Below are 15,054 nucleotides of genomic sequence, written 5' to 3'. Positions count from 1 at the left end.
GGGCCCGCAAATGGAACGCGGCGCCGGGCAGTGAGCCGCGGCGCCGCGTGGAGTCCATCCCGGAGACGTGCCTACTTCGGGTTGGTACCCGGGGCCTTCAGCTCCCCGCCGTAGCGGCCGGACTGGCCGCGGGTCTGCACGGGCCACTCCTCGGGCGTGGAGTAGGAGGGCAGGGCGGGGCGGAAGCGGGTGCCGATGTCGAAGAGGGTGAAGAGCAGCATCAGCACCACGAACAGCATGGACGTGGCGAACACCAGCCGGCTGGCGCCCTGGTGCTCGGCCAGGTGCATGAAGAACAGCGCCACGAGGGCGCCCTTCACGGAGGCGATCACCAGCGCGAGCGCCAGCGCGCCCGTGGGGATGTGCATGCGTCCGGTGAACACCGTGACGAGGGTGAGCACCATCAGGGCCGCCCAGACCGCGACGTACTTGCCGGGTCCGGAGTGGTGCTCCTGGCGCATCTCACGGTCTTCCTTGAACGACTCGTTGGCCATGGCGGACATGAGAAGGGCGCTCCCTTAGATGAGGTACAGCATGGGGAAGAGGAAGATCCACACCAGGTCCACCAGGTGCCAGTACATGCTGCCCAGCTCGACCGCCGTGTAGTTGTAGGCGCTGAACTCGTTCCTCATCGCCTTGAGGGTCACCCACCCCAGCACGATCATGCCCACGATGACGTGGAAGGCATGCAGGCCCGTGGAGAGGAAGTAGATGGTGAAGTAGGCGGACGCGCCCGGCAGGGTGAGGCCCGGGAAGGCGTAGTAGGGGCCGGGGAGCTGGTGCTCGTGGAACTTGTGGGCGTACTCGAAGTACTTCACCACGAGGAAGCCCATGGCCATGAGGATGGTGAGCACGAACATCACCACCACCTGCTTGTTCTTCGCCTCCTTGGCGTAGTGCACCGCCATGGCGGCGGTGAACGAGGAGGTGATGAGCAGCAGGGTGTTGAAGGTGCCCAGGTTGAGGTTCAGCTCACGGCTGGCCAGCGCGAACGCCTCCGGGAAGAGGAAGCGGTAGTTGGCGTAGATGACGAACAGGCCGGCGAACAGCAGGATTTCCGTGGCCAGGAACAGCCACATGCCGAGCCGGGCCGCGTGGTTCTGCACCTCGAGCGAGGCGAAGTGCGCGGCCACCTGGGGCCGGTGGGGCACGCCGGCCACGCCGGCGGTGGCGGTACTAGACTGCATCGGGCACCTCGGCCTTCTGGGGCTCCACGTAGAAGTGGGGCTCCTCGGAGTACGTGGGCTGCGGACCCACGAAGTTGTGCGTGGGAGGCGGAGACTCCGTCATCCACTCGTAGCCGCGGCTGCGCCACGGGTTGGAGGCGGCGCGGCGGCCGTACACCAGCGCGTACGTCAGGTAGATGGCGCTGATGAGGAAGCCGAACGCCAGCAGCGAGGCGCCGGCCGTGGAGGCCACGTTCAGCGTCTGGAAGCGCTCCGGGTACTCGTAGTAGCGCCGCGGCATGCCCGCGTTGCCCAGGAGGAACTGCGGGATGAACGTCGCGTTGAAGCCCAGGATGATGAGCGCCGCGGACACCAGGCCCCACCCCTCGTGGTACATCTTCCCGAACATCTTCGGGAACCAGTAGTGGAGGGCGGCCATGAAGGCCATGATGGTCGCGCCCACCATGATGAAGTGGAAGTGCGCCACCACGAAGTAGGTGTCGTGCCAGGGCACGTCCAGCGACGCCGTGGCGAAGGCCACGCCCGTCATGCCGCCGAACACGGTGAAGTACAGGAAGCCGCAGAAGTAGGCGAAGGGCGTCTTGAAGTCGACCGCGCCCTTGTAGACGGTGCCCACCCAGTTGAAGACCTTGATGGCGGTGAACACACCCACCAGCATGGTCAGCACCGCGAACACGCCCGCGTTGAACGTGGACTGGCCGGACACGAACATGTGGTGGCCCCACGCGAAGAAGCCCACGAAGGCGATGCCCAGCGAGGAGAACGCCACCGCGCGGTAGCCGAAGATGTTCTTGCGGCTGAAGGCGGCCACCACCTCGGACATCACGCCGAAGGCCGGCAGCACCATGATGTACACGGCGGGGTGCGAGTAGAACCAGAACAGGTGCTGGAAGAGCACCGGATCTCCGCCCTGCGCCGGGTCGAAGATGCCGAAGTGGAACAGGTGCTCACCCACCACCAGCAGGAGCACCAGGCCGAGCACCGGCGTGGCCAGCACCTGGATGCACGCCGTGGCGTACATGGCCCACACGAACAGCGGCATCTTGAACCACGTGATGCCCGGGGCGCGCATGGTGTGCGTGGTGACGATGAAGTTGAGGCCCGTGGCGATGGAGCTGAAGCCGATGATGAACGCGCCGAAGAGGATGGGCGCCACCGTCGTCGTCGTGTGCGTGCTGTACGGGGTGTAGAACGTCCAGCCCGTGTCCATGCCGCCGTTGATCATTCCCCAGATGGCGATGAACGCGCCCGTGAGCAGCAGGTAGAGCGAGAGCAGGTTCAGCCGCGGGAAGGCCACGTCCTTGGCGCCCAGCATCAGCGGCAGCATGAAGTTGCCGAAGGCGCCCGGGATGGCCGGAATCATGAACAGGAAGATCATCACCACGCCGTGCATGGTGAAGGCGCGGTTGTACGTCATCGCGTCGATGATGGTCGGCCCCGGAGTCAGCAGCTCCAGGCGGACGATCAGCGCGTAGATGCCGCCGATGAGGAAGAAGAGCAGGACCCAGATGAGGTACATCACCCCGATGCGCTTGTGGTCGAGGGTCAGCAGCCACGACTTCACCGTGGTGCCGTCGACCAGGTAGCTCGGGTGGTGCTCGTGATGCTCATCCGGCGCGGGCACGGCGCCCGGCTCGGCTGCGATGCTACTGGATGGGCTCATAGGTCGGTCCTTGAGAAGCGCCGGTGCGGATGTCCGGAGTGCGCAGGGTCTTGATGTACTCGACGATGGCCGCCGTCTGGGGGCCCGTCAGCTTGCCCTGGTAGGTGGGCATGACGTTGGGGTAGCCGGCCACGAGGTGGGCACCCGGGTCCATCATCGACTGGGTGATCCACGCCTCGTCCACGCGGATGTTGCGGCCGGTGTCCAACGTCTCCGTACGGCCGTAGAGGCCCAGGAAGGTGGGCCCGATGTGCGGCTCGCCATTGACGGTGTGGCACTTGAAGCAGCCCACCTCGGCGGCCACCTTCTGGCCCTGCTCGGCCATGCGGGCCGGGTGCGGCACGAGGCTCAGGTCCGCCAGCGCGTCCTGGCGGTTCTGCAGCGCGCCCTTGCGCTGCTCCTTCACCCACGCGTCCCACTCCTCGGGCGCGAGCACGACCACCTCGCCCAGCATCTTGGAGTGAGACAGGCCGCAGTACTCCGTGCACAGAATCTGGTACGTGCCGGGCTTGGTGGCCTCGAACCAGGTCTGCGTGTAGCGGCCCGGAATCGCATCCATCTTGATGCGGAAGGCCGGCACGAAGAAGGAGTGGAGCACGTCACGCGAGGTGATGAGCAGACGCACCGGGCGGTTGGCCGGCACGTGCAGCACGTTCACGCCGTTGGGGCCCTCCGGGTAGGAGAACTTCCACATCCACTGCTTGCCCATGACGTAGACGTCCATGGCGTCCTTGGGCGGAGTGGAGACGAAGACGAAGTCCCGGAAGCCGATGACGAACCACGTCAGGAAGAAGAACAGCGGCAGCGAGACGAAGAGGAACTCCGTCTTCACCGACGGGACGACGTACTCCGTCGTCTGGTTCGGCTTGCGCTTGCGGTAGCGGAAGAAGAAGAAGACCGCCGCCGTGCCCACCGCGAGCGAGCTCAGCATCGTCACGGAGACGACGAAGTAGTGCAGGCGGTCCACCCGCTCCGCGAAGGTCGACGCCTGCTCCGGCAGGAACAGGAATGTGTTCAGCAACTCGTTCATGCTGCTGCGCCTTTCTTCAGCTCACGCCTCCAGTAGTAGGCGAGCATGGTAGCGAGCGCGCCAAAGACCATGAGCGCGCCTATCCGGAGGAATCCAAAGATGTAGAAGCCGTACCGCCGGGTGGCGGTGTCATACTTGAAGCAGGTGAGGACGATGCGGTCGAAGCTGGTGCCCACGCGGCCACCGGCCGCTTCCAGCAGGGCCAGCTTCATGTCCTTCGCGGGGAAGGACGTGCCGTAGAGGTAGCGGGAGATGGCCCCCTCGGGGGTGAGCACCATCAGAACGGCCGGGTGCACGTACTGCTGGGTGCCCGTGTCGTAGGCGTACTTGAAGCCCACGGTGTTCGCGAGCTGGTGGATGTTCTCCTCGGTGCCGGTGAGGAAGTGCCAGGGCGCCGTCTCCGGCAGGCCCATGGACTGAAGGTGCTTGCGGCGCCGCTCGTGGCTCTGCGCCGGGGTGTCCTTCGGGTCGATGCTCACCGTCACCGCCTCGTAGTCCTTGCCCAGCTCCAGCCCCAGCTCCCGCATGGTGCGGATCTGCTCGTTGATGACGAGGTTACAGAGCAGGGGGCAGTTGTAATAGACGAGCGTGAGCAGCACCGGCCGGGTCCGCGGGAGCACGTCCCGCAGGCGCACCGGCTTGCCGGAGGCGTCGGTGAACTGGGCCTCCAGCGGCGCCAGGTCCCCGAGGTGCTCCTCGACGTCCACCCCGCGCACCTGCGGCGGGGCATCCGACTGGGCGTCGATGATGCTCTTGGGAACCTTGCCGCCACCCGGGAGGGCGTACGCCTGCGTCCCGGCGCCGAGCGCCAGGAGCAGGGCCGCCATCGCGGCGCGGAGAATGAGGGGAGAGGAGGGGGTGTACATCGCGCTTCTTCTTCTACCGCGAAACTACGGCTTCGGGGGCGCGGGCTGCGGCGCCGGGGTGGGATTGGCGGGGGCCTGCTGCTGCTGCCGGCTGGCCGCCTGCTCGGAGATGATCTGATTCATCGCCGTGGAGATGGTGGGACGGGCCACCACGCCGGGCTCGTCCGCCCAGCCGCTCTCCAGCGCCTTCTGCTGGGAGCCGATCTTCTCCTCGGCGTGCGTGTCCAGCTGGAACATGCGCTGGTTCACGATGCCAATCTCGTACGCCGTCTTGCCGTCCTTGTCCGGCGTGATGAGCGCCGGGACGGGGGCCGAACCCTCGGGGACGAACTCGTGCGTCGTCGCCACCTGGATGCGCCAGGCCCAGATACCGCCGACGATGAAGATGACGAGCGACACCACGCCCACCTGGACGACCTTGCCGGTGAGGATGTGGTCCTCCTCGGCGGCCACGCCATGCGCGCCACGGATGACGCGCGACTCGAGCTCCGACTCGGTCTTCTTCATGGCTGCACGTACCTCAGCGACTCCGAGATGTAGGGATCCTTCACCGGCAGCGTGTACCGGCCCCGGGCCTGCCACATGGCCGCGGCCACGGACAGTCCACCCACGCCGATGAAGGCGGTGATGAGCGTCCAGTGGAACGACGGGGCCTTGGGCGAGTACGCCGGCCAGATGAGCCAGTACATGTCCACCGCGTGCATGATGAGCAGGTAGACGGCCACCACGGCGAGCAGCCGCGGCTTGAGCTTCAGGTTGCGCGACAGCAGGGTGAAGAAGGGCACCGCGAAGCCCATCACGAACAGCGCGATGGACAGCGGCTTCCACTCGCCCTCGATGCGCAGCTTGAACCAGCCGGCCTCCTCCGGGATGTTGGCCACCCAGATGAGGAGGAACTGGGAGAAGGCGATGTAGGCCCAGAAGGCCGTGAAGGCCAGCATGAGCTTACCCAGGTTGTGGTAGTGCGCCGTCGTCACCAAGGTCCCGTACTCGTCCTTGCCCTGGGCGTTCACCGTGGCGAGCGTCAGCACGCAGAAGGCGGCCAGGAAGCTTCCGGCGAAGTAATAGACGCCAAAGATGGTGGACTGCCAGAGCGGCGTGAGGCTCATCAGCCAGTCGAAACCAGCAAAAGTAATGGTCAGCGCAAGGAACGGGAGCGAGCCGGGGGAGAAGCGCCGCTGCTTGACGGTGAGCTCCAGGGCGCCGGAGGCGTCCTGCTCCATGCTCCAGGTGCGCAGCCGCCAGGACACGAAGATCCACACCCCGAAGTAGATGGCCTGACGCACGTAGAGGAAGGTCAGGTTGAGGTAGGGGTGCTTGTGGTGCAGGTGGTGCAGCTCCACCTCGGTGAACTTCACGCCGTCCGTGCCGGGGAACACCCAGCTGGCGCCGTCCACCCAGGGGAAGATGTACCTGGCCCCGAAGAGCAGGGGCAGCACGAGCAGGGCGAACACGAACACGCTGGAGCCCATGGTCTCCATCGTGCGGCGCAGGATGGTGATCCACTTGGCCTTGGCCGTGTGGAAGATGGCCACCATGATGATGGCGGCCACCGAGATGCCCAGCCAGTAGGTGAAGCCGAACAGGTAGCTGAACATCGTCGGCTGGGGCGCGGTGAAGAACCCCACGGCGGTCAGCACCAGACCGACGACGCCCACGGCACCCGCCAGGGTCATCGTCTTGGAGCCGCCGTTGAAACGATCCACGGCAATCATCACCGGTTCTCCTGCGGAAGGGGCTGGCCGCCCACCTGGCTGTTGCGGGCGCGCTGGAGCGCACGGACGTAGGCCACGACGGCCCAGCGCTCCTGGGTGTTGAGCTCACCCGAGAACGACGGCATCACGCCGTAGCCCTCGTTGATGGCGACATAGAAGTGGCCGTCCGGCTTGTTGGCGACCTCGAGCAGGGACGGCGGCAGGCGCAGGGCCATGTTCTCGGCCACCACGCTGTTGCCGTCACCGAGCCGGCCATGGCACTGCGAGCAGACGATGTTGTACTTCTTCTGGCCCAGCTCGAGCACCTCGCGGTTGAGCTCGAGCGGGATGCCGGAGACGAGCGTGCCGTTGACGCGGCCCGTGCTCATGCCGGGGTTGCCCACCGGCCGCTCACGCGGGATGGTGCCCTCGGGAGGGGTGCGCATGGCCCTGCCATCCGCCCAGAACTCACTCGTCTCGTAGTACTCGTACTTGGCCTGAGCCTCCATGCGCTGGAGGAACTCGGACGGGACGTTGCAGCCGGCCAGGGCGAGCCCGGCCGCGGGGATGAGCCACTTCATTCCTTCTCTCCCGTGACCACGGTCACATGGGTGGCACCCAGGGACGTGAGCTGGTTCTTGATGTCGTCGGGCTTCACGGTGGTCTCCGCCGTGGGCACGCTCAGCCAGTAGCCGTGCGTGGACGCGCTGCGGAACTCCTCGCTCTCGAAGACCGGGTGGTACGGCTGGGGCAGACGGCTGAGCCCCAGCAGACCGAAGAAGATGCCGAACGCGGTGAGCAGCACCGACAGCTCGAAGGTGATGGGCACCCAGGCCGGCAGGCTCAGCGTCGGACGGCCACCCACGTTGAGCGGGTAGTCGATGGTGTTCATGTACGTCTGGAAGGCGAGCGCGGTGATCATCCCCGTCAGCGCGCCACCCAGGGCGATGAAGGGGACGCGCGAGGGCGGCAGGCCCAGCGCCTCGGACCCACCGTGCAGCGGGTAGGGCGAGTAGGTGTCCATGCCTTGGTAGCCCTTCTCCCGCATCTGCCGGGTGGCATCCACCAGGGCGTCGGGAGTGGCGAACTCGGCCAGCACCCAGCTATCCAGAACCTTGGTTTCGGCGGACATGGTTCAGTGCGCTCCGTGGGTGAGGGTCCCGGCGGCGCCAGTCTCCGCGCCATGAGCGGCGTGGTGGGCGGCGTGCTTGAGCTCCAGCTGGAGCTCCTTCACCTCGCTCACCGCGACCGCGGGGACGAACTTGAGGAACAGGAGGAACAGCGTGCTGAAGAGGCCCAGGGTTCCGACGTAGATGGACCAGTCCACCCAGGTCGGGCTGTACAGGTCCCACGACGACGGCAGGAAGTCCTGGGTCAGCGACGTCACGATGATGATGAAGCGCTCGCACCACATGCCGATGTTCACCAGGATGGACGCCACCCACATGATGGGGATGCTGGTCCGGCACTTCTTGAACCAGAAGATGTTCGGGGTGATGACGTTGCAGGCGATCATCAGCCAGTACACCCCGGCGTACGGACCGCGGGCGCGGTTCACGTAGAAGGTCCAGATCTCGAACTCGCTGCCGGAGTACCAGGCGATGAAGTGCTCCATCATGTACCCGTAGGACACGATGAGGCCCGTCGCCAGAATCACCTTGTTCATGTTCTCCAGGTGGCGGTCGGTGATGACGTCCCGGAGCTTGAGGTACTTGCGGGCGGGCACCATCAGCGTGATCACCATCGCGAAGCCGCTGAACACGGCGCCGGCCACGAAGTAGGGCGGGAAGATGGTGGCGTGCCAGCCGGGGATGAGCGAGGTGGCGAAGTCGAAGGACACGATCGTGTGCACGCTGACCACGAGCGGGGTGGAGATACCGGCCAGCAGCAGGTAGCCGATCTTGTAGTTGTGCCAGTGACGGCCGGAGCCGCGCCAGCCGAGGGCGAACAGGCCGTAGATGGTGCGCTGCAGCTTGCCCTTGGACGAGTCACGCAGGGCCGCCAGGTCGGGGATGAGACCCACGTACCAGAAGAGGGCGGACACGGTGAGGTACGTGGAGATGGCGAACACGTCCCACACCAGCGGCGAGCGGAACTGCGGCCAGGCGCCGAGGGTAGAGGGGTAGGGGAAGAGCCAGAAGGCGAACCAGGGACGGCCCGTGTGCAGCAGCGGGAAGAGACCCGCGCAGCACACGGCGAAGAGCGTCATGGCCTCGGCGAAGCGGTTGATGCTCGTGCGCCACTTCTGCTGGAAGAGCAGGAGGATGGCGGAGATGAGCGTACCGGCGTGGCCGATACCGACCCACCAGACGAAGTTGACGATGTCGAAGGCCCAGCCGTTGGGCTGGTTGTTGCCCCACATGCCGATGCCGCGGGCCAGGGTGACGGTCACACCCAGGACGAGCAGACCGAGCGCCGCGAGGGCCAGGCCGAACAGCATGAACCAGCCCTTGCCGGGCTTGGCCCACACGTGATCCAACAGCGTGTCATTGAGGGACTTGTCGTCGTGGTGCGGCGCGACGAGGGGCCGCGGCTCGAGCGGATCGAGCGAAGCGGCGGTATGAGCAGCGGTCTCGGCCATGGCTCAGTGGCCTCCTTCGTGCGACTCGCCGGCGGGCCTGGCGGACGCGAGGGCGGGATTGGGGTTGCGCAGGCGGATGAGGTGAGCGGTGCGCGGCTTGGTGCCCAGCTCGTTCAGCAGCTTGTAGGCGCGCTCGTCGTTGTGGTGCTTCGTCACCTGGGCGTTGGGATCGCTCAGGGTGCCGAACACGATGGCCTCGGTGGGGCACGTCTGCTGGCAGGCGGTCTGCAGCTCCTTCTCGAAGATGGGCCGCTTCTCGACGCGCGCCTTGATGCGGACGCGCTCGATGCGCTGCACGCAGTAGGTGCACTTCTCCATGACGCCGCGGTTGCGCACCGTGACGTCCGGGTTCATCTGCATCTTCTGCGTGGGCGTCTTGTCCGCGGTGTAGTGCAGGTAGTTGAAGCGGCGGACCTTGTACGGGCAGTTGTTGGAGCAGTACCGCGTACCGACGCAGCGGTTGTACACCATGTCGTTGAGGCCCTCGTCCGAGTGGACGGTGGCGTTCACCGGGCACACGTACTCGCAGGGCGCCTTCTCGCAGTGCACGCAGGCGACGGGCTGCATGACCATCTCCGGATCGTGCAGCTCCTGGCCGGAGAAGTACCGGTCGATGCGCAGCCACTGCATCTCGCGGCTGCGGGACACCTGCTCCTTGCCCACGACGGGGATGTTGTTCTCCGACTGGCAGGCCACCACGCACGCGGCGCAACCGGTGCAGCGGGCCAGGTCGATGGCCATCGCCCACTTGTAGTCCTCATACTTGAAATCCGGCATGAGGTTGGGCCCCTCGACGTCGCCGCGGACGCGGAAGAGCAGCGGGCTGGCGTTCTTCTTCTCCTGCTCCTGCTCGTGCCGGAACTGCTCCACCGACATGTCCAGGGCGATGGGCCGGCCCTCGGTGCGCCAGTGGCTCTGGGTGAGGGCGAACTTGTGCGTGGCCTTCACCTTCTCCAGCTTCGCGCCACCCTCGAACCAGGGGGCGTCCACGCTGCGCACGAGGTTGGCGTTGAAGCCCACCTCCTTGGCCACCGTCTCGAACAGACCCGTGCGGCCATAGCCCAGCGGGAGGACGATCACCCCGTCGGCGATGCCGGGGATGATCCACACCGGGACCTCGAGCGAGCCGGTGCGGGTGGTGAGCTTGACCTTGTCACCCGGGTGCAGATTCTCAACATCGGCGGTGGCCGGGCTGACGTAGGCCGCGTTGTCCCAGGTGATCTTCGAGATGGGATCCGGCAGTTCCTGCAGCCAGGACATGTTGGCGAACTGGCCGTCGTAGACCTTGTAGTCCGTGACGAAGTTCACCTCGAGGCCGCCGGAGGTGGGCGGGGTGTAGGCATCCACCAGGGCACGGGCGGCGTCCAGGTTGGGCGTGGCGGTGACGGCCGGCGAGGCCGTGTCCGGCACGATGCCCACGGACACCCACGTCTCCCAGGCCGTCTCGAAGTCCGCGATGGCGGCGGAGCGGCCGCGCCAGAAGTCGCGGAGGATCTGGTAGCTGGTGCGGTACGGCTCACCCAGGAAGAGGGCGAGCAGCTCCGTGGCGGGCACGCCGTTGTGGAGCGGCTGGATGAGCGGCTGCACCACGGTGACCGTGCCGTCGGCGGAGCGGCCATCGCTCCAGGCCTCCAACTCGTGCGCGGCCGGGATGAACCAGTCGGCGTACGCGCTCGTCTCGTCCTCGAAGAGCGAGGTGTAGACGACGGTGACCTTGTTGCGGTGGGGGTTCTCCGGGCTGAGCGCCTTCTGGAGACCCAGGTCCGCCGGGGTGCTGTAGATGGGGTTCCAGGACGTGATGACGAGCACGTCCACGCCACCGTTGTTCAGCTCCTCCACCAGGGGGCGGAGGCCGGAGGCCTGGGTGTTCTCGGTGACCACGGGGGCCACGTAGCGCACCGTCTGGCCCACGTTGCCGAGCGCCGAGTTGAGCGCGGCGGCCAGGGCGTGCACCGCGGCGGGCTGACGCTCACCGGCCACCACCACGCTGCGGCCCGCGGCGGCGCGCAGGTCGGCGGCGACGGCATCCACCCACTTCTGGTGGGCGCTGTTCAGCTGGGCCTTCGCGGCGGCGGCGGCGCCCAGGCCCTCGGCCCCTCCACCCACGCGCGAGGCGAGGGCGGCGGCGATGGCGAGCACTTCCTGGGACTTCGCGCGCAGACGGTGGTCCGCCATGCCGCCAGTCAGGGTGAAGCGCGGCTCGGCGACGTACAGGCGGTTGAGGTTGCCCTCGGCCGGGTCACGCCGGCGCGCGAAGGCGCGGGCGTAGGCGAGGTTGGACGGGCGGCTCTCCAGGAAGTCGGCGTCCAGGGAGACGACGACATCCGCCTTCGCGAAGTCGAACACCGGGGTGGCCGGCGTGCCGAGCACCGCCTGGGTGCCCTCGTTGGCCGGGTCCTGGGTGACGGACGTGTAGGTGATGAACTTCGCGTTGGGCAGGCGCTGCTGGATGCGCGCGCGCATGTCGCCGAGCACCGGGGAGGCGTTCGGCTCGGTGAGGAAGCGCACGCGCGCTCCACCGTTCTCCTGCGCCGCCTTGGCGATGACCGTGCCGATGTCCTCACCGAAGGTGCGCAGCGAGCGCGGCTCCTTGCGGTAGCGCAGCACGCGGGCGCGCTGGGGATCGTACAGGGAGAGCAGGAAGGCCTGCTCGAAGGGACCGGCGGCGCCCAGGTTGACGGGGTGCTGCGGGTTGCCCTCCACCTTGATGGGGCGGCCCTCACGCGCGGTGATGAGCAGACCGGAGGTGTGGCCCCCGAACGTCATGCCCGAGGCGTAGTGCAGGGGGTTGCCCGGCACCATCTCGGGAGGCGTGCGGGTGTAGGGCACCATGCGCTCGTCCACCGGACGGGTGGAGCAGGCGGTGGCGCCGGCCAGGGCCAGCGAGGCGCCCAGCAGCTGCATGAACTCGCGGCGGGCCACGCCGGTGGGAGGCAGGTCCGCGCCCGTGGGGAACTCGGGGCGGGTCTCCTCAAGGTACTCGGGCTGGCCGAGCCTCTCCTCGAGGCTGCGCCAGTAGGTCTTCCCGTAGGCGCCCTCGGACTGCACGGAGTGCGCGGCGGCGTGATCGAGCGCCTCACCCACGACGTCGTTGTGGTCGTGGTCGTGCGCGGCCTCGGCCTTGTCGGAGACGACCGGCAGGGCGAAGGAAGTAGGGGTGTCCTTCATGGGGGCTCCGTCGAGCTTGGGCTTCAGCGGTGGCATGTGGAGCAGCTCGTGCGCGAGTGAACGTCGTACTGTTCAGCCAGCGTGTCGGCGAGCTTGGCGGCCTCTTCGTGATTCTCGGGCGGCTGCCAGGTCATGCTGGTGATGAACTCCTGCGGACGCAGGTTGGGCTTCGGGTTGCGGTGGCAGTCCAGGCACCACTGCATGGTGAGCGGCTGGTACTGCTCGATGGCGGCCATGTGGTCCACGCGGCCGTGGCAGGTGACGCAGCCAACGCCCTTGGCCACGTGGATGGCATGGTTGAAGTAGACGAAGTCGGGCAGGTTGTGGACGCGCACCCAGGGGATGGGCTGGTCCGTGAAGTACGCCTGCCGCACCAGCGTCAGGTACGGGCTCTTGTTCCACACCTGCGCGTGGCACGACATGCACACGGTGGTGGAGGGGATACCCGCCGACGGCGACTTCTCCACGGAGAAGTGGCAGTAGCGGCAGTCGATCTGCTCGTCACCGGCGTGGTGCCGGTGGTCGAACTCGATCGGCTGCTCGATGGGCCGGTTCTGGTTGGTGACGAACGGGGAACGCACGTACGCCATCAGACCGCCCAGCGCGATCGCGGGGATTGCAAGAAGCGCCGCGGCCGAGGCTCGCGACACCGTGTTCGTCCAGCGTGGGAAGAGAGGACCGCTCATATCCAGGACCGGGGGCTAGTCAATTGGGGCAGCTCCGGAAGGACGCGACCGGGAGGACGGTGCGGCCGGACCGGAGGTGACACAGGAAGACTGGAACAAGAAGCTCATGCACGGCGTTGCTGTGGCTGCGACGGCTCCTGCCCTGGCAGGAGACATGCGGACACGCCCGACCCCATCCGACTGAAGATGTGCGGTGGGCGGGGTCCCTCCTCCTCGTCCCGTCCCAACGCGGCGCGTGACCATCGAGCATCATTATCCGGGTGTCAACCTTTCTCTGTCCGCGAGCAGGGGGATACCACGACCCGCCACGTTGTGGCGCGGGCGGAAACTTGTCTGGATGATGTTCTCTTCTACGAGATGGAAGGGAGCTTGAACCCACGCGGCTCAGGCGTCTTCTGGATCGCGCCAGCGCTCGCGGCGGCGCTCGAGCAGTCGGTCCACCAACTGTCGGACCCGGGGATCGCGATCAAAGTGGCGATCATGCCGGCTGCCCTTGCCCTGGTTGCAGCGGGCACACGCCAGGCCGAGGTTCTCCAGCGCATCCGTGCCGCCGTGCACCCGGGGGATGATGTGCTCGATGGTGGCGCGGCTGATGGGCTCGCCCTCCAGGCTGATGGCGAGGTACGTGTTGCAGTGCAGGCACTTTCCGAGCCACACCTCGCGCCCGCGGTGGTCGGTGCGCTCGAAGGTGGCGTCGGTGGCCACGATGTCGAGGATGCGGCGGCGCTTGGCGGAGCTCACACCTCTTCTAATAGATGGAAGGGGCGCCGGGTGCCATGGGGGGTGGGGGTGGAGCGAGCATGCCGTCCATGCAAGGAAAGACGGTGGTCATCACCGGGGCGTCCTCGGGAATCGGTGAAGAGCTGGCGGTGGCGCTCGCGGAGCGTGGGGCCCAGGTGGTGCTCGCGGCCCGGAGCGAGGCGGAGCTGGAGCGGGTGAAGCAGCGCTGTGAGCGGGCGGGAGGCCGCGCGGTGGTGGTCCCCACGGACGTGGGTGACCCGGAGGCGTGCCGGCGCCTGGTGGCGCGCGCCGTGGAGGCGTTCGGCGGCATCGACTGCCTCGTGAACAACGCCGGGATGGCGATGCGGGGCCGTTTCGAGGACGTGACGGACCTCTCCATCTTCGAGCGCCTCATGCGGGTGAACTACCTGGGGGCCGTCTACTGCACGCACGCGGCGCTCCCGCACCTGAAGGCGCGCAAGGGACTGCTCGTCGCCATCTCCTCGCTGACGGGCAAGAGTGGCGTGCCCACCCGCAGCGGCTATGCCGCCACCAAGCACGCGATGCAGGGGTTCTTCGACTCGCTGCGCATCGAGCTGAGCGGCGCCGGGGTGGACGTGCTCGTCGTGTCCCCCGGGTTCGTCGTCTCCAACATCCGCTCGCGGGCGCTCGGCCCGGATGGCTCGGCGGGCCACACGGACATCGCCGAGGAGAAGGGCAACCGGGTGATGGACACGCGCACCTGCGCGGAGCTCATCCTGCGCGCCATGGAGCGCCGCGAGCGCGAGCTGGTGATGATGCCGGCCGCGAGGCTGCTGCTGGCCGTCAAGGCGCTCGTGCCGGGCGTCATCGACCGGCTCGCCTCGCGGATGATGAAGCAGGTCAGGCCCTGACGCCCGCGGCGAGCAGGTCCTCGCGCAGGCGTGTGAGCACCTTGCCGAGCAGGTTCTGACCCCGCCACGTCGCGGGGTCCTGGATGCGCGGGTCCTCCTCCGAGAGACCCACGCCCCAGATGCGGTCCATCGGGCTGGCCTCCACCAACTCCGTCCCCTTCGTGGCCAGCAGCGCCGCGAGCAGCTCCGCGTTCTGCGTGAACTTGGCGTGGCTGCCCTCGTAGACGATGCGCTCGCGCTCGCGCTCCCACACCGCGCCGTCGAAGCCGCGCACCTTGCGCCCCAGCGCCTTGTGCTCCTTGGGCGTCCTCGCCTCCAGGATGCGCGCCGCCATCTCCGCGTCCCCGAAGAGCATCGCCTTGCCGTGCATCATGTACTGCTCGGCGCACGTGAAGCGCACGCCCTCCACCATGAACTCCGACGGGTGCCACTGCGAGAACGGGGACTGCTGCCGCCAGAAGAAGGTGAACCTGCGCTGCGTGTCGCTCATGAGGGTCCTCGCGTGGTTGGTGTTATATGAACACCAAGCCTGACGAGGCAAGCCCGCATCCCTGACAGCGCCGGCA

The 15,054-nt window shown here is 67.3% G+C and carries 15 protein-coding genes; 1 reads left to right on the top strand and 14 read right to left on the bottom strand.

Annotated features, from left to right (window positions below; translation table 11 throughout):
- Positions 1 to 71: 71 nt before the first annotated feature.
- The 13 genes from AC16DP_RS44060 to AC16DP_RS44000 all read right to left on the bottom strand — a co-directional run bounded on the left by AC16DP_RS44060 (position 72) and on the right by AC16DP_RS44000 (position 13,616).
- Positions 72 to 503, bottom strand: coding sequence for a cytochrome C oxidase subunit IV family protein (locus AC16DP_RS44060; RefSeq protein WP_329726969.1), 432 nt, complete (start codon positions 501 to 503; stop codon positions 72 to 74).
- Between the two features lie 15 nt (positions 504 to 518).
- On the bottom strand, positions 519 to 1,187 hold the full coding sequence (locus AC16DP_RS44055; protein WP_329726968.1) for a cytochrome c oxidase subunit 3 family protein: 669 nt from the start codon (positions 1,185 to 1,187) through the stop codon (positions 519 to 521).
- Positions 1,177 to 2,850, bottom strand: coding sequence for a cbb3-type cytochrome c oxidase subunit I (locus AC16DP_RS44050; protein ID WP_329726967.1), 1,674 nt, complete (start codon positions 2,848 to 2,850; stop codon positions 1,177 to 1,179). Before AC16DP_RS44050 ends, AC16DP_RS44055 begins: the two co-directional genes overlap by 11 nt.
- On the bottom strand, positions 2,834 to 3,880 hold the full coding sequence (gene coxB, locus AC16DP_RS44045; protein WP_329726966.1) for a cytochrome c oxidase subunit II: 1,047 nt from the start codon (positions 3,878 to 3,880) through the stop codon (positions 2,834 to 2,836). The genes AC16DP_RS44050 and coxB overlap by 17 nt, the downstream gene beginning before the upstream one ends.
- Positions 3,877 to 4,746 (bottom strand): SCO family protein, encoded by an 870-nt coding sequence (locus tag AC16DP_RS44040; RefSeq protein ID WP_329726965.1) that lies wholly within the window; start codon positions 4,744 to 4,746, stop codon positions 3,877 to 3,879. The genes coxB and AC16DP_RS44040 overlap by 4 nt, the downstream gene beginning before the upstream one ends.
- 24 nt (positions 4,747 to 4,770) lie before the next feature.
- Positions 4,771 to 5,253 (bottom strand): hypothetical protein, encoded by a 483-nt coding sequence (locus tag AC16DP_RS44035; RefSeq protein WP_329726964.1) that lies wholly within the window; start codon positions 5,251 to 5,253, stop codon positions 4,771 to 4,773.
- Positions 5,250 to 6,461 carry a hypothetical protein gene (locus AC16DP_RS44030; RefSeq protein WP_329726963.1) on the bottom strand — a complete coding sequence of 404 codons (1,212 nt, stop codon included), beginning with the start codon at positions 6,459 to 6,461 and terminating at the stop codon, positions 5,250 to 5,252. Before AC16DP_RS44030 ends, AC16DP_RS44035 begins: the two co-directional genes overlap by 4 nt.
- The gene (locus AC16DP_RS44025) at positions 6,461 to 7,021 is read right to left on the bottom strand and encodes a c-type cytochrome (protein WP_329726962.1); all 561 of its coding nucleotides are present in this window, start codon (positions 7,019 to 7,021) and stop codon (positions 6,461 to 6,463) included. Before AC16DP_RS44025 ends, AC16DP_RS44030 begins: the two co-directional genes overlap by 1 nt.
- Positions 7,018 to 7,572 (bottom strand): DUF3341 domain-containing protein, encoded by a 555-nt coding sequence (locus AC16DP_RS44020; protein WP_329726961.1) that lies wholly within the window; start codon positions 7,570 to 7,572, stop codon positions 7,018 to 7,020. The genes AC16DP_RS44025 and AC16DP_RS44020 overlap by 4 nt, the downstream gene beginning before the upstream one ends.
- A 3-nt stretch (positions 7,573 to 7,575) precedes the next feature.
- On the bottom strand, positions 7,576 to 9,021 hold the full coding sequence (gene nrfD / locus AC16DP_RS44015; RefSeq protein WP_329726960.1) for an NrfD/PsrC family molybdoenzyme membrane anchor subunit: 1,446 nt from the start codon (positions 9,019 to 9,021) through the stop codon (positions 7,576 to 7,578).
- Between the two features lie 3 nt (positions 9,022 to 9,024).
- Positions 9,025 to 12,216: a TAT-variant-translocated molybdopterin oxidoreductase gene (locus tag AC16DP_RS44010; protein WP_329726999.1), complete on the bottom strand. Its 3,192-nt coding sequence runs from the start codon at positions 12,214 to 12,216 to the stop codon at positions 9,025 to 9,027.
- The gene (locus AC16DP_RS44005) at positions 12,213 to 12,875 is read right to left on the bottom strand and encodes a cytochrome c3 family protein (RefSeq protein WP_329726959.1); all 663 of its coding nucleotides are present in this window, start codon (positions 12,873 to 12,875) and stop codon (positions 12,213 to 12,215) included. Before AC16DP_RS44005 ends, AC16DP_RS44010 begins: the two co-directional genes overlap by 4 nt.
- A 384-nt stretch (positions 12,876 to 13,259) precedes the next feature.
- Positions 13,260 to 13,616: an HNH endonuclease gene (locus AC16DP_RS44000; protein ID WP_329726958.1), complete on the bottom strand. Its 357-nt coding sequence runs from the start codon at positions 13,614 to 13,616 to the stop codon at positions 13,260 to 13,262.
- A 59-nt stretch (positions 13,617 to 13,675) separates the two neighbouring features.
- On the opposite strand from AC16DP_RS44000, the gene AC16DP_RS43995 reads away from it, so the two are divergent.
- The gene (locus AC16DP_RS43995) at positions 13,676 to 14,488 is read left to right on the top strand and encodes an SDR family oxidoreductase (protein ID WP_329726957.1); all 813 of its coding nucleotides are present in this window, start codon (positions 13,676 to 13,678) and stop codon (positions 14,486 to 14,488) included.
- On the opposite strand, the gene AC16DP_RS43990 is transcribed toward AC16DP_RS43995, so the two are convergent.
- Positions 14,478 to 14,978: a riboflavin biosynthesis intermediates N-glycosidase gene (locus AC16DP_RS43990; RefSeq protein WP_329726956.1), complete on the bottom strand. Its 501-nt coding sequence runs from the start codon at positions 14,976 to 14,978 to the stop codon at positions 14,478 to 14,480. The two genes, AC16DP_RS43995 and AC16DP_RS43990, sit on opposite strands and share 11 nt — an antisense overlap.
- Between the last annotated feature and the right edge of the window lie 76 nt (positions 14,979 to 15,054).

The organism is Archangium sp., from assembly GCF_057119385.1.
The sequence above is the reverse complement of the archived record's forward strand: the minus strand, read 5'-3'. Positions and strand labels throughout refer to the sequence as shown.

What these genes read in the sequence shown, in the direction of transcription:
- AC16DP_RS44055 (WP_329726968.1), bottom strand. Translation starts at nt 1,187, where the DNA reads ATGCAGTCTAGTACCGCCACCGCCGGCGTGGCCGGCGTGCCCCACCGG.
- AC16DP_RS44060 (WP_329726969.1), bottom strand. Translation starts at nt 503, where the DNA reads ATGTCCGCCATGGCCAACGAGTCGTTCAAGGAAGACCGTGAGATGCGC.
- AC16DP_RS44050 (WP_329726967.1), bottom strand. Translation starts at nt 2,850, where the DNA reads ATGAGCCCATCCAGTAGCATCGCAGCCGAGCCGGGCGCCGTGCCCGCG.
- AC16DP_RS44005 (WP_329726959.1), bottom strand. Translation starts at nt 12,875, where the DNA reads ATGAGCGGTCCTCTCTTCCCACGCTGGACGAACACGGTGTCGCGAGCC.
- AC16DP_RS44030 (WP_329726963.1), bottom strand. Translation starts at nt 6,461, where the DNA reads ATGATTGCCGTGGATCGTTTCAACGGCGGCTCCAAGACGATGACCCTG.
- AC16DP_RS44035 (WP_329726964.1), bottom strand. Translation starts at nt 5,253, where the DNA reads ATGAAGAAGACCGAGTCGGAGCTCGAGTCGCGCGTCATCCGTGGCGCG.
- nrfD (WP_329726960.1), bottom strand. Translation starts at nt 9,021, where the DNA reads ATGGCCGAGACCGCTGCTCATACCGCCGCTTCGCTCGATCCGCTCGAG.
- coxB (WP_329726966.1), bottom strand. Translation starts at nt 3,880, where the DNA reads ATGAACGAGTTGCTGAACACATTCCTGTTCCTGCCGGAGCAGGCGTCG.
- AC16DP_RS43990 (WP_329726956.1), bottom strand. Translation starts at nt 14,978, where the DNA reads ATGAGCGACACGCAGCGCAGGTTCACCTTCTTCTGGCGGCAGCAGTCC.
- AC16DP_RS43995 (WP_329726957.1), top strand. Translation starts at nt 13,676, where the DNA reads ATGCCGTCCATGCAAGGAAAGACGGTGGTCATCACCGGGGCGTCCTCG.
- AC16DP_RS44020 (WP_329726961.1), bottom strand. Translation starts at nt 7,572, where the DNA reads ATGTCCGCCGAAACCAAGGTTCTGGATAGCTGGGTGCTGGCCGAGTTC.
- AC16DP_RS44025 (WP_329726962.1), bottom strand. Translation starts at nt 7,021, where the DNA reads ATGAAGTGGCTCATCCCCGCGGCCGGGCTCGCCCTGGCCGGCTGCAAC.
- AC16DP_RS44040 (WP_329726965.1), bottom strand. Translation starts at nt 4,746, where the DNA reads ATGTACACCCCCTCCTCTCCCCTCATTCTCCGCGCCGCGATGGCGGCC.